General features: G+C 71.7%; 24 protein-coding genes. 10 read left to right on the plus strand and 14 right to left on the minus strand.

Annotated features, from left to right (window positions below; genetic code table 11):
• Nucleotides 1-5 precede the first annotated feature (5 nt).
• From hisF to hisD, 8 genes are read right to left on the minus strand one after another with little or no spacing between them, the layout of a single operon-like run.
• Nucleotides 6-761 carry an imidazole glycerol phosphate synthase subunit HisF gene (gene hisF, locus GTY67_RS06810; RefSeq protein ID WP_093686689.1) on the minus strand — a complete coding sequence of 252 codons (756 nt, stop codon included), beginning with the start codon at nucleotides 759-761 and terminating at the stop codon, nucleotides 6-8.
• Nucleotides 758-1,171, minus strand: a complete 414-nt coding sequence (locus GTY67_RS06815; RefSeq protein WP_093686688.1) for a RidA family protein — start codon at nucleotides 1,169-1,171, stop codon at nucleotides 758-760. The genes hisF and GTY67_RS06815 overlap by 4 nt, the downstream gene beginning before the upstream one ends.
• Complete coding sequence (priA, locus tag GTY67_RS06820; protein WP_093686687.1) at nucleotides 1,168-1,893, minus strand: bifunctional 1-(5-phosphoribosyl)-5-((5-phosphoribosylamino)methylideneamino)imidazole-4-carboxamide isomerase/phosphoribosylanthranilate isomerase PriA; 726 nt, start codon at nucleotides 1,891-1,893, stop codon at nucleotides 1,168-1,170. Before priA ends, GTY67_RS06815 begins: the two co-directional genes overlap by 4 nt.
• Nucleotides 1,893-2,537, minus strand: coding sequence for an imidazole glycerol phosphate synthase subunit HisH (hisH, locus tag GTY67_RS06825; RefSeq protein WP_093686686.1), 645 nt, complete (start codon nucleotides 2,535-2,537; stop codon nucleotides 1,893-1,895). Before hisH ends, priA begins: the two co-directional genes overlap by 1 nt.
• Nucleotides 2,538-2,550: 13 nt before the next feature.
• Complete coding sequence (locus GTY67_RS34460; RefSeq protein WP_003969742.1) at nucleotides 2,551-2,718, minus strand: hypothetical protein; 168 nt, start codon at nucleotides 2,716-2,718, stop codon at nucleotides 2,551-2,553.
• Nucleotides 2,715-3,311: an imidazoleglycerol-phosphate dehydratase HisB gene (gene hisB / locus GTY67_RS06830; protein ID WP_093686685.1), complete on the minus strand. Its 597-nt coding sequence runs from the start codon at nucleotides 3,309-3,311 to the stop codon at nucleotides 2,715-2,717. The genes GTY67_RS34460 and hisB overlap by 4 nt, the downstream gene beginning before the upstream one ends.
• Entirely contained in the window at nucleotides 3,308-4,468 is a 1,161-nt protein-coding gene (locus GTY67_RS06835; RefSeq protein WP_256062141.1) for a histidinol-phosphate transaminase, read from the minus strand. The genes hisB and GTY67_RS06835 overlap by 4 nt, the downstream gene beginning before the upstream one ends.
• Nucleotides 4,465-5,787: a histidinol dehydrogenase gene (gene hisD / locus GTY67_RS06840; protein WP_161278098.1), complete on the minus strand. Its 1,323-nt coding sequence runs from the start codon at nucleotides 5,785-5,787 to the stop codon at nucleotides 4,465-4,467. Before hisD ends, GTY67_RS06835 begins: the two co-directional genes overlap by 4 nt.
• A gap of 169 nt (nucleotides 5,788-5,956) precedes the next feature.
• On the opposite strand from hisD, the gene GTY67_RS06845 reads away from it, so the two are divergent.
• From GTY67_RS06845 to ybaK, 4 genes are all read left to right on the plus strand, one after another.
• Nucleotides 5,957-7,558, plus strand: coding sequence for an oxidoreductase (locus tag GTY67_RS06845; RefSeq protein WP_161278099.1), 1,602 nt, complete (start codon nucleotides 5,957-5,959; stop codon nucleotides 7,556-7,558).
• Nucleotides 7,559-7,779: 221 nt separating this feature from the next.
• The gene (locus GTY67_RS06850) at nucleotides 7,780-8,820 is read left to right on the plus strand and encodes a hypothetical protein (protein WP_093686682.1); all 1,041 of its coding nucleotides are present in this window, start codon (nucleotides 7,780-7,782) and stop codon (nucleotides 8,818-8,820) included.
• Between the two features lie 5 nt (nucleotides 8,821-8,825).
• Nucleotides 8,826-9,590 carry an LON peptidase substrate-binding domain-containing protein gene (locus tag GTY67_RS06855; RefSeq protein WP_161278100.1) on the plus strand — a complete coding sequence of 255 codons (765 nt, stop codon included), beginning with the start codon at nucleotides 8,826-8,828 and terminating at the stop codon, nucleotides 9,588-9,590.
• 16 nt (nucleotides 9,591-9,606) lie between these two features.
• On the plus strand, nucleotides 9,607-10,104 hold the full coding sequence (ybaK, locus tag GTY67_RS06860; RefSeq protein WP_161278101.1) for a Cys-tRNA(Pro) deacylase: 498 nt from the start codon (nucleotides 9,607-9,609) through the stop codon (nucleotides 10,102-10,104).
• 156 nt (nucleotides 10,105-10,260) lie between these two features.
• On the opposite strand, the gene GTY67_RS06865 is transcribed toward ybaK, so the two are convergent.
• The 4 genes from GTY67_RS06865 to GTY67_RS06880 form a co-directional block, all read right to left on the minus strand.
• Nucleotides 10,261-11,004 (minus strand): ABC transporter permease, encoded by a 744-nt coding sequence (locus tag GTY67_RS06865; protein ID WP_161278102.1) that lies wholly within the window; start codon nucleotides 11,002-11,004, stop codon nucleotides 10,261-10,263.
• A 60-nt stretch (nucleotides 11,005-11,064) separates the two neighbouring features.
• Nucleotides 11,065-11,910, minus strand: a complete 846-nt coding sequence (locus GTY67_RS06870) for an ABC transporter permease (protein ID WP_093686678.1) — start codon at nucleotides 11,908-11,910, stop codon at nucleotides 11,065-11,067.
• Between the two features lie 115 nt (nucleotides 11,911-12,025).
• Entirely contained in the window at nucleotides 12,026-13,009 is a 984-nt protein-coding gene (locus GTY67_RS06875; RefSeq protein ID WP_109167554.1) for an ABC transporter ATP-binding protein, read from the minus strand.
• Between the two features lie 140 nt (nucleotides 13,010-13,149).
• Nucleotides 13,150-14,424 carry an NYN domain-containing protein gene (locus GTY67_RS06880; protein ID WP_343238645.1) on the minus strand — a complete coding sequence of 425 codons (1,275 nt, stop codon included), beginning with the start codon at nucleotides 14,422-14,424 and terminating at the stop codon, nucleotides 13,150-13,152.
• A gap of 291 nt (nucleotides 14,425-14,715) precedes the next feature.
• Here GTY67_RS06880 and GTY67_RS06885 point away from each other — a divergent pair, with 291 nt between their 5' ends.
• Entirely contained in the window at nucleotides 14,716-14,895 is a 180-nt protein-coding gene (locus GTY67_RS06885) for a hypothetical protein (protein WP_093686692.1), read from the plus strand.
• A 93-nt stretch (nucleotides 14,896-14,988) separates the two neighbouring features.
• Here GTY67_RS06885 and dnaE read toward each other — a convergent pair whose 3' ends face one another.
• Nucleotides 14,989-18,528 (minus strand): DNA polymerase III subunit alpha, encoded by a 3,540-nt coding sequence (gene dnaE, locus GTY67_RS06890; RefSeq protein ID WP_093686676.1) that lies wholly within the window; start codon nucleotides 18,526-18,528, stop codon nucleotides 14,989-14,991.
• Between the two features lie 214 nt (nucleotides 18,529-18,742).
• Between dnaE and GTY67_RS06895 the strand changes: the two genes are divergently transcribed.
• The 4 genes from GTY67_RS06895 (at nucleotide 18,743) to GTY67_RS06910 (ending at nucleotide 23,609) form a co-directional block, all read left to right on the plus strand.
• Complete coding sequence (locus tag GTY67_RS06895) at nucleotides 18,743-20,068, plus strand: DUF2252 domain-containing protein (protein ID WP_093686675.1); 1,326 nt, start codon at nucleotides 18,743-18,745, stop codon at nucleotides 20,066-20,068.
• An 81-nt stretch (nucleotides 20,069-20,149) separates the two neighbouring features.
• Nucleotides 20,150-20,881, plus strand: coding sequence for a hypothetical protein (locus tag GTY67_RS06900; protein WP_161278104.1), 732 nt, complete (start codon nucleotides 20,150-20,152; stop codon nucleotides 20,879-20,881).
• 65 nt (nucleotides 20,882-20,946) lie between these two features.
• A complete protein-coding gene (locus GTY67_RS06905) occupies nucleotides 20,947-21,762 on the plus strand; it encodes a DsbA family protein (protein ID WP_161278105.1) in 816 nt (271 codons plus the stop codon).
• A gap of 179 nt (nucleotides 21,763-21,941) precedes the next feature.
• The gene (locus GTY67_RS06910) at nucleotides 21,942-23,609 is read left to right on the plus strand and encodes an alkaline phosphatase D family protein (RefSeq protein ID WP_161278106.1); all 1,668 of its coding nucleotides are present in this window, start codon (nucleotides 21,942-21,944) and stop codon (nucleotides 23,607-23,609) included.
• 6 nt (nucleotides 23,610-23,615) lie between these two features.
• On the opposite strand, the gene GTY67_RS06915 is transcribed toward GTY67_RS06910, so the two are convergent.
• Nucleotides 23,616-24,194, minus strand: coding sequence for a dienelactone hydrolase family protein (locus tag GTY67_RS06915; RefSeq protein ID WP_093686672.1), 579 nt, complete (start codon nucleotides 24,192-24,194; stop codon nucleotides 23,616-23,618).
• Between the two features lie 37 nt (nucleotides 24,195-24,231).
• On the opposite strand from GTY67_RS06915, the gene GTY67_RS06920 reads away from it, so the two are divergent.
• Entirely contained in the window at nucleotides 24,232-25,383 is a 1,152-nt protein-coding gene (locus GTY67_RS06920) for a mechanosensitive ion channel domain-containing protein (RefSeq protein WP_093686671.1), read from the plus strand.
• Nucleotides 25,384-25,415 lie beyond the last annotated feature (32 nt).

Below are 25,415 nucleotides of genomic sequence, written 5' to 3' on the forward strand. Positions count from 1 at the left end.
CTGCCTCAGCGGACCGGGTGACCCGCTTCCCGCAGCGCGTCCTTGACCTGGGAGATCCGCAGGTCGCCGAAGTGGAACACCGACGCGGCGAGCACCGCGTCCGCGCCCGCCTCGATCGCCGGGGCGAAGTCCGCGAGGCGGCCCGCGCCGCCGGAGGCGATGACGGGGACGGTGACGTGCTTGCGGACCGCCTCGATCATCTCCGTGTCGTAGCCGTCCTTGGTGCCGTCCGCGTCCATCGAGTTGAGCAGGATCTCGCCCGCGCCCAGCTCGGCGGCCCGGTGGGCCCACTCGACGGCGTCGATGCCGGTGCCCTTGCGGCCGCCGTGGGTGGTGACCTCGAAGGTGCCCTCCGGGGTGCGGCGGGCGTCGACGGAGAGCACCAGGACCTGGCGGCCGAAGCGCTCGGCGATCTCGCGGATGAGGTCGGGGCGGGCGATGGCGGCGGTGTTGACGCCGACCTTGTCCGCCCCGGCGCGCAGCAGCTTGTCCACGTCGTCGGGGGTGCGGACGCCGCCGCCGACGGTGAGCGGGATGAAGACCTGCTCGGCGGTGCGGCGGACCACGTCGTACGTGGTCTCGCGGTCGCCGCTGGAGGCGGTGATGTCGAGGAAGGTCAGTTCGTCGGCGCCCTCGGCGTCGTACAGCTTGGCCATCTCGACGGGGTCGCCCGCGTCCCGCAGGTTCTGGAAGTTGACGCCCTTGACGACCCGGCCGTTGTCGACGTCCAGGCAGGGGATGACGCGTACGGCGAGAGTCACTTCGCGCCTCCTCGGTAGGCCTCGACCTCGACTTCGACGACCAGGCTCGGGTCGACGAACCCGGACACGATGATCATGGAGGCGGCGGGGCGTACGGCGTCGAACAGCTCCTTGTGGGCGCGGCCGATGTCGTCCACGTCCCGGGCGTGGGTGATGTACATCCGGGTGCGGACGACGTCCTCACGGGTGAGGCCGACCTGCTCCAGCGCCGCGAAGGCGACGTCGAAGGAGGTGATGGCCTGCTCGTAGGGGGAGCCCGCGGAGATCTGGCCGTTCACCACGGAGGTGCAGCCGGCCACCAGGACGAGGCCGTTGGGGAGTTCGACCGCACGGGAGTAGCCGAACTTGTCCTCCCAGGGGGCGCCGGTGGAGATCCGGCGTACGGAGGCCGAAGCCGTGGGCTCCGTCATGCGGCGACCGCCTTGAGCGCCTCTTCCAGCGTGAACTCCTTCGCGTACAGCGCCTTGCCGACGATGGCGCCCTCGACGCCTTCGGGGACGAGGAGGGAGATCGCGCGGAGGTCGGCGAGCGAGGAGACGCCGCCGGAGGCGACGATCGGGCGGTCGGTGACGGCGCAGACGTCCCGGAGCAGGCCCAGGTTCGGGCCCTGGAGGGTGCCGTCCTTGGCGATGTCGGTGACGACGTACCGCGCGCAGCCCTCGGCGTCGAGGCGGGCGAGCGTCTCGTAGAGGTCGCCGCCGTCACGGGTCCAGCCGCGGCCGCGCAGGGTGGTGCCCCGCACGTCGAGGCCGACGGCGATCTTGTCGCCGTGCTCGGCGATGACCTTGGCGACCCACTCCGGGGTCTCCAGGGCGGCGGTGCCGAGGTTGACGCGGCGGCAGCCGGTGGCGAGGGCGGCCTCCAGCGAGGCGTCGTCCCGGATGCCGCCGGAGAGCTCCACCTTGATGTCCATGGCCCCGGCGACCTCGGCGATCAGGTCCCGGTTGTCACCGGTGCCGAAGGCGGCGTCCAGGTCGACGAGGTGCAGCCACTCGGCACCGGCGCTCTGCCAGGCGAGGGCGGCCTCCAGCGGGGAGCCGTAGGAGGTCTCGGAGCCGGACTCGCCGTGCACGAGGCGGACGGCCTGGCCGTCGCGGACGTCGACGGCGGGGAGCAGTTCAAGCTTCGGCATTACAGCGTCTCGATCCAGTTGGTCAGCAGCTGGGCGCCGGCATCGCCGGACTTCTCGGGGTGGAACTGGGTGGCCCACAGCGCGCCGTTCTCGACGGCGGCCACGAACCGTTCGCCGTGCGTGGCCCAGGTGACCTTGGGGGCACGGATCTTGGCGTTGGTGACTTCGAGGGACCAGTCGTGCGCCGCGTAGGAGTGCACGAAGTAGAAGCGGGCCTCGGGGTCCAGGCCCGCGAAGAGCCGGGAGTCCTCGGGGGCGTCCACGGTGTTCCACCCCATGTGCGGGACGACGTCGGCCTTCAGGGGCCCGACCGTACCGGGCCACTCGTCCAGGCCCTCGGTCTCCACGCCGTGCTCGATGCCGCGCTCGAACAGGATCTGCATCCCGACGCAGATGCCCATCACGGGGCGGCCGCCGGAGAGCCTGCGGCCGATGATCCAGTCGCCGCGGGCCCGCTTCAGCCCGTCCATGCAGGCGGAGAAGGCGCCGACGCCGGGGACGAGGAGCCCGTCGGCGTTCATCGCGCGGTCGTAGTCGCGGGTGATCTCGACGTCCGCGCCGACGTGGGCGAGGGCGCGCTCGGCGGAGCGGACGTTGCCGAAGCCGTAGTCGAAGACGACGACCTTCTTGTTGTTCTCACTCATGGCGTACCTGTCCTCAGTCCCACAGGCCCTGGATCCGCAGGATGCCCGCCACCAGGCACATCACGGAGCCGATCGACAGCAGCACGATGACGCCCTTGGGCATCCCCTGCTTGGCGAAGGAGTAGACGCCGCCGGCCAGGAAGAGGCCGACGACGATCAGGATGGTGTTGAGGCCGGTCACAGCGCGCCCTTCGTGGAGGGCAGGATGCCGGCGGCGCGCGGGTCGTGCTCACAGGCGTACCGCAGGGCGCGGGCGAGCGCCTTGAACTGGCACTCCACGATGTGGTGGGCGTTGCGCCCGTACGGCACGTGGACGTGCAGGGCGATCTGCGCCTGGGCGACGAAGGACTCCAGGATGTGCCGGGTCATCGTCGTGTCGTACTCGCCGATCATCGGCGCCATCTTCTCGGGCTCGGTGTGCACGAGGTAGGGGCGGCCGGAGAGGTCGACGGTGACCTGGGCGAGCGACTCGTCCAGCGGGACGGTGCAGTTGCCGAAGCGGTAGATGCCGACCTTGTCGCCGAGGGCCTGCTTGAAGGCGGCACCGAGCGCGAGCGCGGTGTCCTCGATGGTGTGGTGGCTGTCGATGTGCAGGTCGCCCTCGGTCTTGACCGTGAGGTCGAAGAGGCCGTGCCGGCCGAGCTGGTCCAGCATGTGGTCGTAGAAGCCGACCCCGGTGGCGACATCGACCTTTCCGGTGCCGTCGAGGTTGATCTCGACCAGCACGGACGTTTCCTTCGTGGTGCGTTCCACGCGGCCTACGCGGGGGCTCATGCGTCGTGCTCCTTCTTGAGTTCGCGTACCGCATCGAGGAACGCGTCGTTCTCTGCCGGGGTTCCCGCGGTGACCCGCAGCCATCCCGGTACGCCGTTGTCCCGGACCAGGACGCCCCGGTCGAGGATCTGCTGCCAGACGGCGTGGCTGTCGTCGAAGCGGCCGAACTGGACGAAGTTGGCGTCCGACTCGGTGACCTCGTAGCCGGTGGCGCGCAGCTCGGCCACCAGCCGGTCGCGCTCGCTCTTGAGCTGCGCGACGTACCCGAGCAGCGTATCGGTGTGCTCCAGGGCGGCGAGCGCGGTGGCCTGGGTGATCGAGGAGAGGTGGTACGGCAGCCGCACCAGCTGGACGGCGTCGACCACGGCGGGGTCGGCGGCGAGGTAGCCCAGGCGCAGTCCGGCCGCGCCGAACGCCTTGGACATGGTCCGGGAGACGATCAGCTCGCGGCGGCCCTCGATCAGCGGGAGCAGCGAGGGGTGGTGGCTGAACTCGCCGTACGCCTCGTCGACGACGACGATCGAGGGCCCGGCGGCCTGGGCGGCGTCGTACAGCGCGAGGACGGTGTCGGCGTCCACGGCGGTGCCGGTGGGGTTGTTGGGCGAGGTGATGAAGACGACCTCGGGGCGGTGCTCGGCGATGGCGGCGCGGGCGGCCTCGACGTCGATGGTGAAGTCGTCGTTGCGCGGGCCGGAGATCCAGCCGGTGCCGGTGCCCCGGGAGATCAGGGCGTGCATCGAGTACGAGGGTTCGAAGCCGATCGCGGTGCGCCCGGGGCCGCCGAAGGTCTGGAGCAGCTGCTGGAGAACCTCGTTGGAGCCGTTGGCCGCCCACACGTGTGCTGCTGTCACCTCGTGCCCGGCGGTGCGGGTGAGGTAGCGGGCCAGCTCGGTGCGGAGCTCCACGGCGTCCCGGTCGGGGTAGCGGTTGAGACCGCGGGCGGCCTCGCGGACCCGCTCGGCGATGCGGTCGACCAGGGCTTCGGGGAGCGGGTAGGGGTTCTCGTTGGTGTTGAGGCGTACGGGGACGTCGAGTTGGGGTGCGCCGTACGGGGACTGGCCGCGCAGCTCGTCGCGGATGGGGAGCTCGTCCCAGGGGTTGAGCGCCTTGCTCCCGGCGGTCCCTGCGTCACGGGGGGTGGTGCTGCCGTTCGTCACTGCTGGGGGACCTTCCATCCGAACCGTGCCTTGAGCGCTGCGCCGTGGGCGGGGAGGTCCTCCGCCTCGGCGAGGGTCACGACATGGTGGGTGACCTCGGCGAGCGCGTCGCGGGTGTAGTCGACGATGTGGATGCCGCGCAGGAAGGACTGCACGGAGAGGCCCGAGGAGTGGCAGGCGCAGCCGCCGGTGGGCAGGACGTGGTTGGAGCCGGCGCAGTAGTCGCCGAGCGAGACGGGGGCCCAGGGGCCGACGAAGATCGCTCCGGCGTTGCGGACCCGGTCGGCGACGGCGGCGGCCTCGGCGGTCTGGATCTCCAGGTGCTCGGCGCCGTACGCGTCGACGACCTTGAGGCCGTCCTCGATGGACGAGACCAGGACGATCGCGGACTGGCGCCCGGCAAGGGCGGGTTCGATGCGGTCCTTGATGTGCTTGGTCGCGGCGACCTGCGGGGCGAGCTCCGCCTCGGTGGCGGCGGCCAGCTCCTCGGAGTCGGTGACCAGGACGGCGGCGGCCATCGGGTCGTGCTCGGCCTGGCTGATCAGGTCGGCGGCGACGTGCACCGGGTCGGCGGTGGCGTCGGCGAGGATCGCGATCTCGGTGGGCCCGGCCTCGGCGTCGATGCCGATGCGGCCCTTGAGGAGGCGCTTGGCGGCGGCGACATAGATGTTGCCGGGGCCGGTGACCAGGTTGACCGGGAGGCAGTCCTCGGTGCCGTACGCGAACATCGCGACGGCCTGGGCACCGCCCGCCGCGTACACCTCGTCCACGCCGAGCAGGGCGCAGGCGGCGAGGATCGTGGGGTGCGGCAGCCCGTCGAAGTCCTTCTGCGGCGGGGAGGCCACGGCGATGCCCTCGACGCCCGCCTCCTGGGCCGGGACGACGTTCATCACGACGGAGGAGGGGTAGACCGAGCGGCCGCCGGGGACGTAGAGCCCCACGCGTTCGACCGGGACCCACTTCTCGGTGACGGTGCCGCCGGGGACGACCTGGGTGGTGTGCGTGGTGCGGCGCTGCTCGCGGTGGACGAGGCGGGCGCGGCGGATCGACTCCTCCAGGGCCGCGCGGACGGCCGGGTCCAGCTCGTCCAGGGCCTTCGTCAGCGCCTCGGCGGGCACCCGGACCGATGCGATCCGGACACCGTCGAACTTCTCCCCCCACTCGATCACTGCCGCCGAGCCACGATGGCGTACGTCCTCGCAGATGGGCCGCACCGTCTCCAGGGCGGCTTCCACGTCGAACTCGGCACGGGGCAGCAGGTCACGCAGGGCGGCACCCTCGGGGAGGGTGTCACCGCGCAAGTCGATTCGAGAGATCACACCGCAATTCTCGCAGACCGCTCAGGAGCGCCGGTCGCCCGTATCACTGGCTGATACATGTCTCAGCCATCTCGGGCCATGCCCCCTTGTCACTGCTGACCGATAGCTTTCACGGCGTCACGCAGAGGGAAGAACAGCACTACAGCATGTGTGCACGGAGGGAGCGGCCGTGACCGAGCCGCACGAAGGCGATATCCCGGACGGACTCAGCGCAGCGGAGCTGGGCATGTGGCAGTCCTTCCGCAACGGGACGACGTACGACTTACGCACCTACGACTCCAGCCGCAACGATCCGTTCGCCCCGCACAACTGGGGACCCGAGCGGAGTGTCGGGGCGCGGACGGTGGCGCGGCTGCTGCTGAGCGGGCCGCCCGCGCGGCCGGGCCGGGTGCCGGCGCTCAAGCTCCGGGGGGTGCGGATCACCGGGAAGCTGGACCTGGCGGGCGGCCGGGTCTCGCCGTACGTGGAGCTGACGGGGTGCCGTTTCGAGCAGGAGGTGGTGCTGCCGGAGTGCCACTTCACGACGTTGCGGATGGTGGGCTGTCTGCTGCCCCGGCTGGAGGCGGCCCGGCTGCACACGGAGGGCGATCTGCATCTGCCGCGCTGCCGGATCGACCGGGGCATCCGGCTCACCGACGCCCAGATCGGCACGGACCTGCTGATCAACCAGCTCAGCGTGGGGCCCGACCGGCACGGCAGGGCGTTCGTCGGGGACGGTATGTCGGTCGCCCAGGACCTTCAGGCCGAGATGATCGAGACGCACGGGGAGCTGAGCCTGCGCGGGGCGAAGGTGGGCGGTTCGCTGAGTCTGCGCGGCAGCCATCTGCGGGCGGCGGAGGACCGGCGCGCGCTGAACGCGCCGCAGCTGACGGTGGAGCGCACGCTCTACATGACCGAGGCGTGGGTGAGCGTCGACACCGGGAACCAGGGCACGACTCCCCCGTACGGCGTGGTCTACGCCCCGACTCCGGCGCGCGGGACCCGGTCGCAGATCTTCGAGTGCAAGGGCGGGGTGCGGCTGGACGACGGGCGGTTCGGGGACGCGGTGGACCTGCACAAGGCCCGGTTCTCGATGACCCGGCAGGAGGAGCTGTCGCTGCGCAGGATCGTCACGCCGGAGCTGCGGTTCAACGCGGAGCGGCCGGAGGAGGGCCGGGTCGTACTGAACGGGGCGAAGGTGGTGACCCTGATCGACCTCTCCACCAGCTGGCCGGGGCCCGGCGGCCTGGCGATGGGCGGTTTCGTCTACGAGAACCTCGTCCCCTACGGCCACTTCCCGCTCTCGCGGCGGCTGGAGTGGGTGCTGGCGGCGACCCCGGAGTATGTGCCCGAGCCGTACGAGCGCCTGGCGACGGTGCTGCGCGGCAGCGGTGAGGACGCGGACGCGCGGGAGGTGCTGCTGGCCAAGCAGCGCCGCCGCCGGGAGACGCTGCCGCCCGCCGCGAAGGCCTGGGGGTTCCTCCAGGACTGGACGGTGGCGTACGGGTACCGGCCAGGGCGGGCGGCGGTGTGGATGGCGGTGCTGTGGGCGGCGGGCACGGCGGCCTTCTCGCAGTACGACCCGGCGTCGATCAAGGACGGCGAGTCGCCGCTGTGGAATCCGGCGCTCTACGCGCTGGACCTCCTGATCCCGGTGATCAACCTCGGCCAGGACGGTTACTGGCGGATGGAGGGCGGCTGGCAGTGGGCGGCGGCCGCTCTGGTGCTCGTGGGGTGGATATTGGCCACGACGGTGGCCGCCGGCGCCTCCCGGCTGCTGCGCAGGGGCTGACCGAAAGGGCAGCTCGAAGAGGGTGGAAGCGGCCGGGACCGGCGGGTCCGAGGGATGTGCGGGACGGCTGGGGTGACGGTGACGAGGTGCCCGGAGGGTCATGTTCAAGCCACCGCCGGACATTTCCTTTGCCCTTTCTTGACCCGGCCTGATACAACCCATCCACTCGGCACAGAAGCTTCACAGCGCACCCCTGGCGCGGCCCTCACCAGCGCTTTTCAATGGTCTGCACCATGGCCTTCCTTCGCGCTCTGCTCAGTACCGCGCGCATGATCCGGCACAGCCCTCCGCTGTCCGCCGGACTGCCCGCGGATGACGCCGTGCTGCTCGACGCCCCCGACGAGCGGCTCTCCCCGGCGCTGGTGGCCGCTGCCCTCGGCGACCCCGAACCGGCCGCCAAGCTCCTGTCCACCACCCGTGACGCCGCCGACTGGGAGAACCGGGACCGCTACCTCGGCCGGCTCGTCACCTTCGCCCGCCACCGGGACGGCTGGCTCACCGACTGGCTGGCCGCCGCCCCGCGCGACCCCGACGCCCTGCTGGTCAAGGCGGAGCTCGCGGTCCGCCTGGCCTGGGAGTCGCCCGCCCGCGCGGAGCGGCTCCACGAGGTCGGCCCGCTGATCACCGCCGCCGCCGAGGCGGACCCGCGCGACCCGGTGCCCTGGCGGCTCGCCCTGGACCACGCGCGCGGCACCCACGCCACGCACACCGCCTTCGAGTCGCTGTGGGAACAGGCGATACGGCGCTCCGCGCACCACTACGGCTGCCATGTGGCGGCGCTGCGCTACCTCTCGGCCGCCTGGTACGGCTCGCACCGCGAGTGCTTCGACTTCGCCGAGCGGGCCGCCGAGGACGCCGTACCGGACTCCCTGGTGCAGGCCCTGCCGGTCCGGGCGGCCTTCGCGCTCCTCCTGGACACCCAGGCGGCGGGCCGGACCACCTCCGTACTGGAGGAGCGGATCGACGCGGCCGCCGACGCGGCCATCCGGCTCTCGGCCGCCTACCGGCCCGGCGACCCGTGGCCCGCCGAGGTCCGCAACCTCCTCGCGTACGTACTCCTCGCCCGTGGGCGCTGGGCCGAGGCGCTGGAGCAGTTCACGCTGATCGGGCAGCACGCGACGTCGTTCCCGTGGTCCTCGGTCTCCGACGACGCGCTGGGCCGGTTCCTCGACGCACGGGACGGCGCACGGCTCCAGGTGGCCTCCGTGACCCCCCTGCGGAACCGGGCCGACCGCGGACGTCCGCGCGGCCATTACGCTTGAGCGTTGTGACCACCGCCCGTCTTCCCCTTTTCCCGCTCAACGCGGTGCTGTTCCCCGGCCTCGTGCTGCCGCTCAACGTCTTCGAGGAGCGTTATCGCGCCATGATGCGGGAGCTGCTGAAGAGCGACGAGGACGAACCTCGCCGCTTCGTCGTGGTCGCCATCCGCGACGGCCGCGAGACCGCGGTGACGGGCACCGGCATGCCGGACCCCGTCGCCTCCGCACCCCCCGCCGAGCGCGCCCCCGCCGAGGGCTTCGGCCCCGACCCCATCCAGACCTTCCACCGGGTCGGCTGCATCGCCGACGCGGCGACCATCCGCGAACGCCCCGACGGCAGCTTCGAGGTCCTGGCCACCGGCACCACCCGGGTCAGGCTGCTCTCAATCGACGCGAGCGGCCCGTACCTGAGCGCCGAGGTCGAGGAGGTGACCGAGGAGCCGCCCGCCGAGGACGAGGCCGACGAGGCCGGAGCCCTCGCCGAGGGCGTCCTGCGGGCGTTCCGCTCCTACCAGAAGCGTCTGGCGGGAGCGACCGAACGCTCCCTCGCCACCGGCTCCGAGCTGCCCGACGACCCCTCCGTCGTCTCCTACCTGGTCGCGGCGGCCACCGTCCTGGACATCCCCACCAAGCAGCGCCTCCTCCAGGCCCCGGACACCGCGACCCGCCTGCGCGAGGAGCTGACGCTGCTGCGCCGGGAAACGGCGGTCATCCGCCACCTGCCCTCGCTCCCCGCGCCGGACCTGACCCGCGCCCCGACGCACCCCAACTGAACAAGGACCCCTTCCCGTGGCGAAGAAGCCGAAGAAACAGTCGGGCGGCACCCCCGCCACGGTCGCCCTGACCCAGGCGGGCACCGCCTTCACGGTCCACGCCTACGACCACGACCCGGCGGCTCCCTCCTACGGCGAGGAGGCCGCCGAGGCCCTGGGCGTCTCCGCCGACCGGGTCTTCAAGACCCTGGTCGCGGAGGTCGACGGCGAACTGACGGTCGCGGTCGTCCCGGTGGCCGGCTCCCTGGACCTCAAGGCCCTGGCCGCGGCGGTGGGCGGCAAACGCGCCACGATGGCGGACCCGGCGGCGGCGGAACGCACCACGGGCTACGTACGCGGCGGCATCTCCCCCCTGGGCCAGCGCAAACGCCTGCGTACGGTGCTGGACGCGTCGGCCCGGTCGCACCCGACGATCTGCGTGTCGGCGGGGCGCCGGGGCCTGGAGGTGGAGCTGTCGGCGGAGGACCTGGCGAGGCTGACGGGGGCGGTGTTCGCGGAGATCGGGCGCCTCTAGGCCCACCCGGGGGCGCTGCCCCCGCGCCTCAAACGCCGGCGGGGCTGTCTGTAGCCCGTCCGGCGCTTGAGGACGAAGCGGGGCCCGGGGCGCAGCCCCGGTTTCGGGAAGGGGCGGGTAGGGGAACAGCCCGCCGCGGGCGCCCCACCCGCACGTTCACGACGCCCCCGAACCCCCGCCCGGCGGCGGGGGCACAGGCGGCCCAGCGGGCCCAGCCGTCGGCCCCTCCGCCCCCGGCCCCCCGTAGTACGACGACCACCCCGCCCCCGACCACTCCGGCTCAGGGTCCCGAGGCCCGAACGCCGCCGTCAGCAGCAGATGCAGGGCCAGCGCCACGAACGGCCACACCAGCACCGCCACCGCCACCGCGTGCAGCTCCAGCGGCGCGTCGAAGACGACCCCCTTGCCGGCCTCCCGCGCCCGGGCCACCACGTCGGAGGAGGGGCCCAGCCAGACCCCGACCCGCCAGGCCAGCAGCGAGCCGAGCACTCCGCCCAGCGCCAGGCCCACCACGACGAAGACACCGCCCCGCCGCAGCCGCCAGAAGACGGCCGCCGCCGACAGCACGCCGAACCCGGCCGCCAGCAGGACAAACGTTCCGTCCGCCCCGATCGCCTCCTCGCCCTCGCTGTTCTCCAGGAAGACGGCGCTGCCGTCGGAGACCAGGGGGACCCGGGGGGCCAGCCACAGCCACAGCAGCCCGAGCGCGATCCCGGCGAGCGCCACGAGGACGACGACCACCCCGGTCTGACGGAGCTCCGTCGCCGTGTCCGGGTCGTCGGGCGAGCCGAAGGCGGGCGCGAGGTGGGATCCCGAGGGCGGGGACTGCCACGGATCGTGGGGGTCCGGCTGGTGAGGCGGCGTCAGAGGTGCGGTCACCGTGCCATCGTGCCAGGCCACCCTGTGCGGCGCCTCACCGGATGCCGCACCCGTGCGTACGGGGCACACCAGCGGCGCCACCTACCGTACGGCCGCCCGCCGGTACGCCCACGTGGCCACCGCCAGCGACAGCACCCCCACCACCGCGCAGACGGCGAGGAAGAAGCCGATCATGCCCCAGTCCGGCGAGGCGTCGAAGGAGCGGGCCAGCGCCTCGACCCCGTACGTCGAGGGCAGCAGATCACGCGCCCACCCCACCGGCTCCGGCAGCCGGTCGGCCGGCAGCACCCCGAGCAGCAGGGCGGCGGACATGCCGAGCTGCCCCAGCAGGGTGGCCAGCTCCTGGCGCGGGGCGAGCAGCCCGAGGGCCGCGCCCAGACCGGCCAGTGCGGCGCCGGAGAGCGGGATGACGGCGACCAGGACCCACAGATGGGTCATCGGGAGCTGGAAGAGCACGCTCCCGGTGATCGCCGTGAAGACCGTGCCGGGCACGGTGAACGAGGCGTACGCGGCCGCCGCCCCCAGCACCACGGCGGCGGGCGGCACCGGCAGCGTGGCGTAGTGGTCGAGTCCGCCGCCCGCCCGCAGCTGGCCGAAGTACTGGGCGAGCAGATTGAGCGCGACGAACGCCACGACCAGCACGCTGGAGCCGGCGACCACCGCACGCGCCTCGGACCCGCCGTCGACGACACCGCGCATCAGGACCATGATCCCGACGGACTGGAAGGTCGCCACGAAGAGCAGCGGGATCCGGGCGACCCGCGCCCGGGAGAGCTGGGCGCGGTAGACGGCGGCCAGCGAGGGCAGCAGCCGGGCGCGCGGCGCGAGCGGGGCGGGCACGGTCCGCGCGGCGGAGCCGGGGCCGGAGGGGCGGGGCAGGGGCCGGGGCCGCGACGGTGCGGTCCGGGCCGGAATGATGCTCGTCACCTGAGGCCGCTCCCCTTACACCCGTCCAGTACATCCACCGCGCCCGCCACCACGTACCGCAATACGTACGGCGCCTGTACGCCGTTCAGCGTCCGCGCCCCGCGTCCCCGGATCCTCACGCCTTCACCAGCCCCTTGCTCGCATTGGCCGCGTCTCCCCCGAGCGCCAGGTACACATCTTCCAGGCTGGGTGTGGCCAGGGTGAAATCGTCGAGGGCGGCGAAGGCCGCGCCGCCCGTCACCGCGGCGACCGCGGCCCGGGCCTCGTCGGGGCTGAGCCGCAGCACCCAGCGCCGCCCGGACTCCTGGGCGGACGGGCGCAGCGCCGCGACCTCCGGGACGTCCAGCGGGGCCCGCTCACGCCACATCAACTCGACGCGGACCTCGCCCGCGACCTTCTCCTTGAGCCCGGAGGGGGTGTCGCAGGCGATGACCCGGCCGCGCTCCAGGACGGCGACCCGGTCGAGGACGGTCTCGGCCTCGATGACGTTGTGGGTGACGAGCAGGACGGTGGCGCCGCGCTCGGCCCGGCGGCGGTCGACGGCGGCCCAGACGGCCCGCCGGGCCACCGGATCCATGCCGGTCGTGGGCTCGTCCAGGACCAGCACGGGCCGGTCCCCGACGAGCGTGGCGGCGAAGCAGGCGAGCCTGCGCTGACCGCCGGAGAGCTTCTTCAGGGGCCGCCCGGCCAGCTCGGTGAGGCCGAGCTCCTCCAGTACGGCGTCGCGTTCGGCGCGCGCCTCGCGGAGGTGGAGGCCGCGCAGCCGTCCGGTGGTCTCGGCGGCCAGGGAGACGGTCAGCTCGTCGAGGGCGGTGGACTCCTGCCCGAGGTAGCCGATCAGCCGGGAGGCCCGCTCGGGGTGGCGTACGAGGTCGTGGCCGAGGACCTCGACGGAGCCGGAGTCGGGGCGCATCAGCCCGGTGAGCTGGCGGACCAGGGTGGACTTGCCGGCGCCGTTGGGGCCGAGCAGTCCGAAGATCTCGCCGCGTTCGACGTCGAGGCTGATCCCGTCGGTGGCCCGCACCTCGGGGGTGGCGGGCGCGCCGCGGCGGCCCCGGACGGCGGGATAGGTCTTGACGAGGTCACGCACCGCGCACACGGTGCCGGTGTCGCTCTGCGCCTGTGCTGTGCCCGTACTCACGAGGTACGAGGGTACGGGGTCACACGCCCCGGTTTGCGCCCGGGGCCACCCCGCGTCGCGGAGCCTCCGTACACCCCTGTTCGCGCCCTCGTACGCCCCTACTCCCCCGCGGGCACGTGCTCCGCCGCCGCGCGCACGTCGATCTCGCGCCAGAACCCGGCCCGGATCGCGTAGCGGTCGTGCTCGTCGATCTGGTCGTCCTTGTGGGCGAGGAGGCCGAAGCGGGCCGCGTACCGCAGGAGTTCGCCGTCGATGCGGTGCGGGATGCGGGGGTACATGGTGGAGAGCTTCTGGAGGTGGACGGTCTCCGGGAGGCGTTCCATCCAGCGGCGGGCGAAGACCTGGCCGACCTCGAAGGGGTCGCCGCCGACGGTGGTGATGTCCTCCTCCCGGTCGGCCCAGCGCTGTTCGGCGCTGGTGAGCTGGGCGAGGGTCGGCAGGGAGGCGGTCTCGGCCGGTTCGCCGAGGGGGCCTGAGCGCTCCACCCAGCCCTTGTCGGAGGACCAGCGCAGGGTGGCGTTGGCCGGGGCCGCGTTCTGGGCGGCCGTCCGGTCGGGGTGGGTGGCGTGGGCGCGGAGGGCGGCGAGGTCCTTGGGGGTGGGGACGGTCTTGTGGCCGGGGGCGGGCTCGGGCTCGGAGGGGCCGGGCTCGGCGGGTGCGGCGGGGCCGTTGCGGGCGGCGGCGGCCTGGGCTGCCTGCGCCGCCTCGGAGGCCCGCTCGGCGGAGGCGGCGAGGGCGGCCTCGGGCAGCGGGGCGGAGAGGATGGCGGCGATCTCGGGGCGCGGGGCGGGCGGCGGGGCGCAGTTGCCGCCGGTGTCCTTGGCGCGGACGGCCTTGGTGATCCAGGCCCGGTCCAGGACGCGGCGTTCGTCCGCCTCGGCGACGAGGTCCTCGGACTGGTTGTAGTCGCCGTCGGCGGCCTGGACGGCCCACAGGTGGACGGCGACCCCGTGCTCCTTGGCGGACATCAGGCCGGGCAGCAGATCGCCGTCGCCGGTCACCAGGACCACATCCGAACAGGCCCGGTTCCGGGCCAGCTCGGTCAGTTCGGCGTGCATGGCGGCGTCCACGCCCTTCTGCGCCCAGCGTCCGTCGCTGCGGGTCAGGGCTCCCAGCCGCACGGTCACCCGGGGCATCACCCGGAGCCTGCGGTGCTCGGGCTGGGGCACCCGGTCGGGGGCGCCGTCGAACCAGTAGATCCGCAGCAGCGGCTGCTGCGTATCGGCCTCGGCGCGCTCGCGCAGCCCCTGGATGAGGGCCGCGTGGTCGACGGTGATGCGGGAACGGGCGGGCTCTCCGGCCAGCAGACTCGCGGCTGCGCCCAGCAAGTAGCCGGCGTCCACCAGGACGACGCAACGGTCCACGCGTTCCACCCTCTTCCAGGAATTCGGGAACGGTTCAGCGGCCCGCCCCTCGATGACCGGGTCCGCTTACCCAGGGTTTCTTTCGAGTCTGCCCGACCGTGCAGGGGTTAACGGCCGGAACTCGATCATCGGCGTGGCGAATCGGGAAAGGGCTGGAAAAGGTCTGGGGATCAGAGCCGGAACGACCCTCGCTGCGGATACCGCTACGCACGGTAATGATCCAACATGCACGGTTTGCGGCGCTATGTGAGTCTGACGATGGTCCTGGCCCCCCAGGATTCCCCACAGGAGGCATTCACCATGGCCAAGAACAAGAACCGCAAGCAGGGCAGCCAGCACGATCGCGCGTCCGCGTCGGAGCGTAGCGCCGAGCAGGCCAAGTCGACGGCGTTCGAGTCGCAGGCCCAGCCGCAGTCGCAGTCCCAGGGCAGCCCGTCCGACGTGGCGCGCAAGCACCAGCGGCGCTTCGGTCACAACTGACGCGTCGGCCGCTCGCGGTCATGCACGAGAGGGGCGTCCCGCACGGTGCGGGACGCCCCTCTCGTCTTCGTACGCCGTTCGAAGCCCCCGGGCTCAGCCGGCCAGGCAGGACGGGCCGAGCAGCACCTTCAGATCGCCGAAGAGGGCCGAGTCGGCCTTGACCCGGTGGCGGTCCAGGCGCAGGACGGTGGTCTTGCGGGGGCCTTGGAGCTTGATGCGCACCTCGGTGTCGCCCCGGTGGTGGCTGAGCACCTCGCCGAGCCGGGTGACCATCGGCGGGGTGATCTTCACGGTGGGGATGGTGAGGACGACGGGCGCGTTGGTCCCGGCGTTGGAGATGTCGGGGACCTGCATCTCCATGGCGACCAGCCGGGGCACGTCCTCGCGCTTGTCGAGGCGGCCCTTGACGAAGACGACGGTGTCCTCGACGAGCTGGGTGGAGACCAGCTGGTAGGTGGCGGGGAAGAACATGCACTCGATGGAGCCCGCCAGGTCCTCCACGGTGGCGATGGCCCAGGCGTTGCCCTGCTTGGTCATCTTGCGCTGGAGGCCGGAGATGATGCCGCCGACGGTGACGATCGATCCGTCGCTGTAGTCGCCGCCCATGAGCTGGGAGATCGAGGCGTCGGCCTTGTCGGAGAGCACGTGCTCCAGGCCGAAGAGCGGGTGGTCGGAGACGTACAGGCCGAGCATCTCCCGCTCCTGGGCGAGCAGGTAGGACTTCTCCCACTCGACGTCGGAGAACTCCACGTCCAGCCCGAAGCCCGGCTCGTCGCTCTCCTCCTCGCCCATCCCGCCGAAGAGGTCGAACTGCCCCTCGGCCTCCTTGCGCTTGACCTGCACCACGTTGTCGATCATCGGCTCGTGGTGGGCGACGAGGCCCTTGCGGGTGTGGCCCATCTCGTCGAAGGCGCCGGCCTTGATCAGCGATTCGACGGTGCGCTTGTTGCAGACGACCGCCTCGACCTTGTCGAGGAAGTCGGGGAAGGAGCTGTACTTCCCCTTGGCCTTGCGGGAGCGGATGATCGAGTCCACGACGTTCTGGCCGACGTTGCGGATGGCGGTCAGGCCGAAGAGGATCACGTCGTCGCCCTGGGCGGCGAAGTTGGACAGCGACTCGTTGACGTTGGGCGGCAGCACCTTGATGCCCATGCGGCGGCACTCGTTGAGGTAGACCGCGGACTTGTCCTTGTCGTCCTTGACCGAGGTCAGCAGGGCGGCCATGTACTCGGCGGGGTAGTTCGCCTTGAGGTAGGCGGTCCAGTAGGTGACCAGGCCGTACGCCGAGGAGTGCGCCTTGTTGAACGCGTACCCGGCGAACGGGACCAGGACGTCCCACAGGGCCTTGATCGCCGCGTCGGAGAAGCCCTTCTCCTTGGCGCCCTTCTCGAAGAGGACGAAGTTCTTCGCCAGCTCCTCGGGCTTCTTCTTGCCCATCACGCGGCGCAGGATGTCGGCCTCGCCGAGCGAGTACCCGGCGACGATCTGGGCGGCCTTCTGGACCTGCTCCTGGTAGACGATCAGGCCGTAGGTGAGGCCGAGGACCTCCTTGAGGGGCTCCTCCAGCTCCGGGTGGATCGGGGTGATCTCCTGGCGGCCGTTCTTGCGCTCCGCGTAGTTCGTGTGCGAGTTCATGCCCATCGGGCCCGGCCGGTAGAGGGCCGAGACGGCGGAGATGTCCTCGAAGTTGTCGGGCTGCATCTGGCGGAGCAGGGAACGCATGGGCCCGCCGTCGAACTGGAAGACGCCGAGCGTGTCACCGCGGCAGAGCAGTTCGTACGTCTTGGGGTCGTCCAGCGGCAGGGCGAGCATCTCCAGGTCGATGCCCTTGTTGGACTTCACCATCTTGATGGCGTCGTCCATGATCGTCAGGTTGCGCAGGCCGAGGAAGTCCATCTTCAGCAGGCCGAGCGACTCGCACTGCGGGTAGTCCCACTGCGTGATGGTGACGCCGTCGGTGTGCCGGACCCAGACCGGTGCGTGGTCGACGATCGGCTCGCTGGACATGATGACGCCGGCGGCGTGCACGCCCATCTGCCTCACCAGGCCCTCGACACCCTTCGCGGTGTCGATGACCTTCTTGACGTCCGGCTCGCTCTCGTACATCCCCCGGATCTCGCCCGCCTCGCTGTAGCGCGGGTGCTTGGGGTCGGTGATGCCGTTGAGGTCGATGCCCTTGCCGAGGACGTCGGCGGGCATCGCCTTGGTGAGGCGGTCGCCCATGGCGTACGGGTAGCCCAGCACCCGGGCCGAGTCCTTGATGGCGTTCTTCGCCTTGATCTTGCCGTACGTGCCGATCATGGCGACCTTGTCGGCGCCGTACTTCTCGGTCACGTACCGGATCACCTCGACGCGCCTACGCTCGTCGAAGTCGATGTCGACATCGGGCATGGAGACGCGCTCGGGGTTGAGGAACCGCTCGAAGATCAGCCCGTGCTCGATCGGGTCGAGGTCGGTGATGCCCATCGCGTACGACACGATCGAACCGGCCGCCGAACCGCGGCCGGGGCCCACCGCGATGCCGTTGTTCTTGGCCCACATGATGAAGTCGGCGACGACCAGGAAGTACCCCGGGAACCCCATCTGGATGATGATGTCCATCTCGTACTCGACCTGCTTCTGCCGGTCGTCGGGGACCCCGTTCGGGAAGCGGCGCTGCATGCCCCGGCGCACTTCCTCCTGGAACCAGGTGATCTCCGTGAAGCCGTCCGGGATCTCGAACTTCGGCATGAGGTTCTTCGCCTCGAACATGCCGGTGGTGTCGATCTGCTGGGCGACCAGCAGGGTGTTGGCGCACCCCTGCTGCCAGGCGTCGGAGGAGTCGACGGCGTACATCTCGTCCGTCGTCTTCAGGTAGTAGCCGGTGCCGTCGAAGCGGAAGCGGTCCGGGTCGGAGAGGTTCTTGCCGGTCTGGATGCAGAGCAGGGCGTCGTGGGCGGTGGCCTCGTGCGCGTACGTGTAGTGGGAGTCGTTGGTGACCAGCGGCGGGATGTCCAGCTTCTTGCCGATCTCCAGCAGCCCGTCGCGGACCCGGCGTTCGATCTCGATGCCGTGGTCCATCAGCTCCAGGAAGTACCGGCCCTCGCCGAAGATGTCCTTGTAGTCGGAGGCCGCCTGCACCGCCTCGTCGAACTGGCCGAGCCGCAGCCGGGTCTGCACCTCGCCGGAGGGGCAGCCGGTGGAGGCGATGAGCCCCTCGGACCACTGGGAGATGGTCTCCTTGTCCATCCGGGGCCACTTCTGGAGCCAGCCCTCGGCGTACGCGTCGGAGGAGAGCCGGAAGAGGTTGTGCAGCCCGGTCTTGTTCGCCGCCCAGATCGTCTTGTGGGTGTACCCACCGGATCCGGACACATCGTCACGCTTCTGGTGCGGCTGTCCCCACTGCACCTTGCGCTTGTGTTTACGCGACTCGGGGGCGACGTACGCCTCGATGCCGATGATCGGTGTGACGCCCGCCTTGGTCGCCGAGTGGAAGAAGTCGTAGGCCCCGTGCAGGTTGCCGTGGTCGGTCATCGCGATGTGCGACATGCCCATCTCGTTGCACGCCTCGAACATGTCCTTGAGCCGCGCCGCACCGTCCAGCAGCGAGTACTGGGTGTGAACGTGCAGGTGCGTGAAGGGCGGCTTGGTCACGGCGTCGGGCCTCCGGGAAGTCGGGCGATGACGGACGGGGGGACAGCGTGGAAGTCTACGACGTGACGGACCCGGACGGCGGGCACTACCCGCGATCGCCGAGCGTTGGAGAGGGCGGGACGGGCGTCCGTTTTGTCATGCACTCAGTCACGCTCGCAGTGGGGCGGACCCGGTCCCGGCCAGCCACGCCAACGACAGCAGGAGGCAGCAAGAAATGTCGGAAACGCAGACCGGCGCAGCGCAGCGCGGGGAGCAGATTCTCGCCGTTTTCGACACCGCCTTCGGGGAGCTGCTGGCCGCCGATCCGGCCGCCTTCCGGGTCAAGTTCCGCAAGATGGCGGGCTCGGCCTTCGCCTTCTACCGGGGCACGGCCTGCCTGTTCTACAGCGACCTGGAGCGGGAGCAGCGCGGCGGCCCGTATCTGGACGAGCGCACGGGCCGGGTCTGGATCCACGGTGATCTGCACGCGGAGAATTTCGGCACCTACATGGACGCCAACGGCCGCCTCGTCTTCAACGTCAACGACTTCGACGAGGCGTACGTGGGCCCCTTCACCTGGGACCTGAAGCGGTTCGCCGCCTCCGTGGCGCTCATCGGGTACGCCAAGGCGCTGGCCGACGAGCAGATCACCGACCTGGTCCGGGTCTTCGCCGCCGCCTACCGGGAGCGGATCCACGCGCTGGCGACGGGCGCGAAGAACGACGAGGTGCCGCCCTTCACGCTGGACACCGCCGAGGGGCCGCTGCTGGACGCGCTGCGCGCCGCCCGCTCGCTGACCCGCTTCTCGCTGCTGGACTCGATGACGGTGATCCGGGACTTCGAGCGCCGCTTCGCGGACGGCGGCGGCGCGATCGACCTGGACGCCGCTACGCGGTACAAGGTGCTGGCCGCGTTCGACGGCTATCTGGAGACGCTGCCGGAGTCGAGTCTGACCCGCCCCGACTCCTACCGGGTCAAGGACGTGGTGGGCCGCCGGGGCATCGGCATCGGATCGGCCGGGCTGCCCTCGTACAACATCCTCCTGGAGGGCAACAGCGACGCCCTGGAGAACGATGTGGTGATCTACCTCAAGCAGGCGCAGACCCCGGCGGTCTCGCACCACATCACGGACGCCGCCGTGCGGGACTACTTCCAGCACGAGGGTCACCGCACGGTGATCTCGCAGCGGGCGCTCCAGGCGCACGCTGACCCGTGGCTGGGCTGGACCGAGCTGGACGGGGCGGGCCAGCTGGTCGCCGAGGTGTCGCCGTACGCGGTCGATCTGGACTGGTCCGAGATCGACGAGGTGGAGGAGATCGCGGCGGTCGTCGCCGATCTGGGCCGGGCGACGGCCACCATGCACGCGGCGGCGGACGACGAGAGCGGCCACTCGCTGGTGCCCTTCTCCACGGAGCGGGCGATCGACGCGGCCATCGCGGCCGACGAGGAGGGGTTCGGCGAGCTGCTGGTCGACTTCGCCCACAGTTACGGGGCCCGGGCCCGCGCGGACCACCAGATCTTCGTGGACCTCTTCCGCAACGGGAAGATCCCGGGCCTGTAGGCCCGCCCGGATCCGGCCGTGCTGTGACTCTCAGCTTCTTTTAAGGTCCGCTTACCTCCGCACATGACACACTTTCCGGCGATGGACATCTCAGGTACGCAGCTCAGGGTGGTGCGCGCGGCGCTTTTCGCCGCGCTCGTCGTCACCCTGTCCACGGCGTCCCATGTGCTGCTCTCCGGGGTCCCGCTGCCGCTGACCGCCGTCGCGCTCCTCGCGGCGGCCGTCTTCGCCGTGGCGTACGCCCTGGCCGGCCGGGAGCGCGGCTTCGGCGCCATCGCGGGGCTCCTGGTCCCGCTGGAGCTGGCGGCCGACACGCTCTTCACCACCGGCCAGCACCTCTGTTACGGGGCGGCCGGCGGGCCCATCGCGGGTCCCCTGCGCTCGGTCGGCTTCGACGTGCTCTGCGGGGGCGGCGAGGTCGGGGCGAGGGGGGCGCACCTCGCGGGCGTCGGCACGGTGGGCACCCCGCTGGCCGGGGTGACCGGTGCGGGCGACCGCGCGGCGGCCCTGCTGGCGCAGCCCGGTCCGGCCGTGCCGTGGCTGCTGCTCGCCGCCCATGTGGCCCTCGGGCTGCTCGCGGCCGCCTGGCTGCGGCGCGGAGAGGCGGCGCTGGCGGGGCTGCTGCGCACGGCGGCCCTGGTGGCGTTCCGGCCGCTGCTCACCGCGGTCGCCGTGGTGCGCGGGACGATCCGGTCCGCCGCCCGTCTCCCCCGCGCCGCCGGGCGCGTGCTCCCGCTCTCCCCGGCCCGCTTCCTCGTGCACTCCGTGGGACGGAGGGGGCCGCCGCTCACCGCGTACGCCGCCGCTGCCTGAGGGCAGGACGGCCGGACGCCGAGCAGCACCCTTCCACTCCCCACACATGCACGGAGAACACCACCATGAGCAAGCGCAACACCCAGCAGAACAAGGCAGCGGCCCGTGAGCGGCTGCGCGCCGAGCGCGAGCGTCAGGCCAAGAAGGACCGCACCCGCAAGCAGCTGATCGTGGCCGTCTCGGTCGTCGCGGCCCTCGCCGTCGTCGGCGGCATCAGCTACGGCGTGATGCAGCTGAACAAGCCGGACGCCTGGGAGGCGGCCGCCGACGCGAAGAACGTCACCGCGCCGAAGAACACCTCGGGCGAGGACGGCACCACGGTGGTGATCGGCAAGTCCGACGCCAAGAAGACCCTGGAGCTGTACGAGGACTCCCGCTGCCCGGTCTGCGCCACGTTCGAGCAGGGCGTCGGCGAGACCCTCGCGAAGGATGTCGAGGCCGGCAAGTACAAGGTCAAGTACGTCGGTGCGACCTTCATCGACAACACCGACAACGGTGAGGGCTCCAAGAACGCCCTGAGCGCGCTGGGCGCCGCGCTGAACGTGAGCCCCGAGGCGTTCCTGGACTACAAGGCCGCGCTGTACTCCGCGAAGTACCACCCGCAGGAGAGCGAGGACAAGTTCGCCAAGGACAGCTACCTCATCGAGGTCGCCGACTCGGTGGACGCCCTGAAGGGGAACAAGGCCTTCCAGAAGGACGTCGAGGACGGTACGTACGACGCCTGGGCGATGAAGATGTCCGCCGCGTTCAACAAGAGCGACGTCAAGGGCACGCCGACGCTGAAGATGGACGGCAAGAAGGTCACGGCCGAGGGCAGCGACAACGCCCCGATGACGGCGGCCGACTTCACTGCGGCGGTGGACAAGGCGCTGAAGGCGTAAGGCCTCGGAGGCTGCCGGGCGGCGCGACCGGGTCCGGGCGGTTCCCGGCCGTCCGTCCGGCCCTCTCCGGGTGCTCCCCCGGCCGGCGGGCCACCTCCCGGCGACCGTTTCCCGACGGGCGGGCGAACTTCCTCTGTTCGCCCGCCCGTTCGCTGTACGCGCCAGTAGGGTGATCGGCCGTGACCAGTCGACACGTACCCTCGCCGAGCCGCCGCACGGTCGTCCGGGCCGCCGCCGCGACCGCCGCCGCCGTCCCCGTACTCTCCGCCGCGACCACCACCTCCGCCACCGCCGACTCCCAGGCGGCGGCCCCCGCCTTCCTCCACGGCGTCGCCTCCGGTGACCCGCTGCCCGACGGGGTCCTGCTGTGGACCCGCGTCACCCCTGAGCCCGGCGCGGAGCCCGGTTCGGGGCGCGGGGCGGATACGCCGGTGCGCTGGGAGATCGCGGAGGACCGGGAGTTCACCGCGATAGCCGCGAGCGGGACGACGCTCGCCTCGGCCGCCTCCGACCACACGGTGAAGGCCGACGTCCGCGGACTGCGGCCGGCCACCTCGTACCACTTCCGGTTCACGGCGGGCGGCGAGGGCGCCGAGGTCCGCTCCCCCGTCGGCCGTACCCGCACCGCGCCCGCCACCGGGGCGAGCGTGGCCGGCCTCCGCTTCGGTGTGGTGTCCTGCGCCAACTGGGAGGCGGGCTGGTTCTCCGCGTACCGCCATCTCGCCGCCCATAACGACCTGGACGCGGTGCTGCACCTGGGCGACTACCTGTACGAGTACGCGACCGGCGGCTACCCGACCCAGGGCGCGGCCCTGCGCGAGCACCGGCCCGCCCACGAGATCCTGAACCTGGCCGACTACCGCCTCAGGCACGGCACCTACAAGACCGACACCGACCTCCAGGCGCTGCACGCCGCGCATCCGGTCATCGCGATCTGGGACGACCACGAGTTCGCCAACGACGCCTGGTCGGGCGGGGCGCAGAACCACACCCCGGGGACGGAGGGGGTGTGGGAGCAGCGGGTGGCGGCGGCCAAGCAGGCGTACTTCGAGTGGATGCCGGTCCGCGCCTCCACCGAGGGGACGGTCTACCGGCGGCTGCGGTTCGGGCGGCTGGCCGACCTGCACCTGCTGGACCTGCGGAGCTTCCGTTCCCAGCAGGCGTCCATCGGCAACGGGGCGGTGGACGACCCGGAGCGGACGATCACCGGCCGGGCGCAGCTGGACTGGCTGAAGGCGGGTCTGGCCGGGTCGGACGCGGTGTGGAAGCTGGTGGGGACGTCGGTGATGATCTCGCCGGTCGCCTTCGGGGCCCTCCCCGCCCATCTGCTGGGGCCGCTCACCGGGCTGCTGGGGCTGCCGAAGGAGGGGCTGGCGGTGAGCGTCGACCAGTGGGACGGGTATACCGACGACCGCAAGGAGCTGATCGGGCATCTGCGGGACCGGGGGATCACCGACACGGTGTTCCTGACCGGCGACGTGCACATGGCCTGGGCCAGTGAGGTGCCGGTGAAGGCGGCGACGTACCCGCTGTCGCCCTCGGCGGCGACAGAGTTCGTCGTCACGTCGGTGACCTCGGACAACCTGGACGACATCCTGCGGGTCGCGCCGCAGACCGTGTCGCTGGCCGCGGCGGCGGCCGTCCGCACCGCCAACCGCCATGTGAAGTGGGTGGACATGGACTCGCACGGCTACGGCGTCCTGGACGTCACCGCCGAGCGCTCGCAGATGGACTACTACGTGCTCTCCGACAAGACGGCCAAGGACGCCGCGTCGGCCTGGTCCCGCTCCTACCGGACGCGCCGGGGCACGCAGCGGGTGGAGCGGGTGGACCGGCCGGTGCGCTGAGCCGCCCTACAGCGTGGCCAGGAAGCCGAGCGCTACTTTCCAGGTCTGCTCGGCGGCCGCCTGGTCGAAGTCGTGGAGATCGGGGTCGGTGAACAGGTGGCCGGCCCCGGGGTAGCGGTAGATCTCCACGTCCGCGCCGGTGCGCTGCATCTGGAGGTACCAGCTGTTCAGCCAGTCGTGGGACTCGAAGGGGTCCGGGTCCGCGACGTGCAGCTGGACGGGGAGCTCGTCCACCGTCGCGTTCTCGGCGATGTCCGAGGTGCCGTGGAAGAGCAGCAGCCCGCGCGCCTTCGCGTCGCCGAGCGCCAGGGTCTGCGCGGTCGCCGCCCCCAGGGAGAAACCGGCGTAGACGAGCCCCTGGTCGGAGTAGGGCGCGGCGGCCAGCACGGCGCGCTTCAGCAGCTCCTCCTTGCCGACCTCCTCCTTGAAGGCCATGCCTTCCTCCACCGTGTCAAAGGTGTGCCCCTCGAACAGATCGGGCACGCGCACCTCGTGGCCGGCGTCCCTCAGACGTGCGGCCGCGGCGTGCACTGCGGGCGTGAGCCCGTAGGTCGAGTGGAAAAGCATGATGTTCATGAGGCCCATGGTGCCAGTTGCGCCTCAATGCTTGGAGGACCGGACGATGGAGAACGTGCTGCGCCCGCTGATCGTCTTCGGCGGATCCGTGGTGATCACCCTGCTGATCGGCTGGCTGGTCGACCGGCTGCTGCGCAGGGCCGACAGCCGCCACCACGAGACCCCGCTGTGGGGTCTGCTGCGGCGCTGCCGGCCACCGCTGCAAGTGGTGATCATCACCGCGCTGCTGCGCGGCAGTTACCGCCAGTCGGGCATCGCCTGGGTGTGGGAGCACCGGGCCGGGATCGGCCAGGTCCTCTCGCTCGTGCTGATCGGCGCCACGGCGTGGCTGGTGGTGCGGGTCGCCGCGACGGTCGTCGAGTCCAGTTACGCGCGGTACGCCACGTCCACCCGCGATCCGGCCCGGGTGCGCCGGGTCCGTACGCAGGTGACGCTGATCCAGCGGGTGGTGATAGCGGTGGTGACGGTCGTCGCCCTCGCCGCGATGATGCTGACGCTCCCGGCGATGCGCGCGGTCGGCACCTCGATGCTGGCCTCGGCCGGGGTGGTCGGCATCGTCGCCGGTGTGGCCGCCCAGTCGACCCTCGGCAACCTCTTCGCGGGGCTCCAGATCGCGTTCGGGGACATGGTCCGGATCGGCGACACGGTGGTGGTGGACGGCGAGTGGGGCACGGTCGAGGAGATCACGCTGACCTTCCTGGCGGTACGGACGTGGGACGAGCGGCGGATCACGATGCCGGTCTCGTACTTCACCGGCAAGCCGTTCGAGAACTGGTCGCGCGGCGGGGTCCAGATGACCGGCACGGTCTTCTTCCACCTGGACCACGCGGCTCCGGTGGCCGCGATGCGCAAGAAGCTGCGGGACATCCTCGGTGACATCGCCGCCTGGGACGGCCGGGACTGGTCCCTCGCCGTCACCGACACGACCCCGACCACGATCCAGGTGCGGGCGGTGGTCACGGCGAAGGACGCGGACGACATCTGGACGGTGCGGTGCGCGGTGCGCGAGCAGCTGATCGGCTGGCTCCGCGACCACCACCCGTACGCGCTGCCGCGTATCGCCAGCTCCCCCGCCGCGCTGCCGCCGGGCGAGCAGTGGGCGGAGCTGACGGGGGCGCGGCCCCGGCCCGGCCGCAACGGTTCCGGCCCCTCCCGCGACCTGGACGAATCCAAGGCGCCCCGGACGGGGCGGGGCTGAGGGGCGGCCGTACGCAGGGGGCGGCCGCGGCC

The organism is Streptomyces sp. SID8374, from assembly GCF_009865135.1.
In the GTDB taxonomy this organism is placed as follows: Bacteria; Actinomycetota; Actinomycetes; order Streptomycetales; family Streptomycetaceae; genus Streptomyces.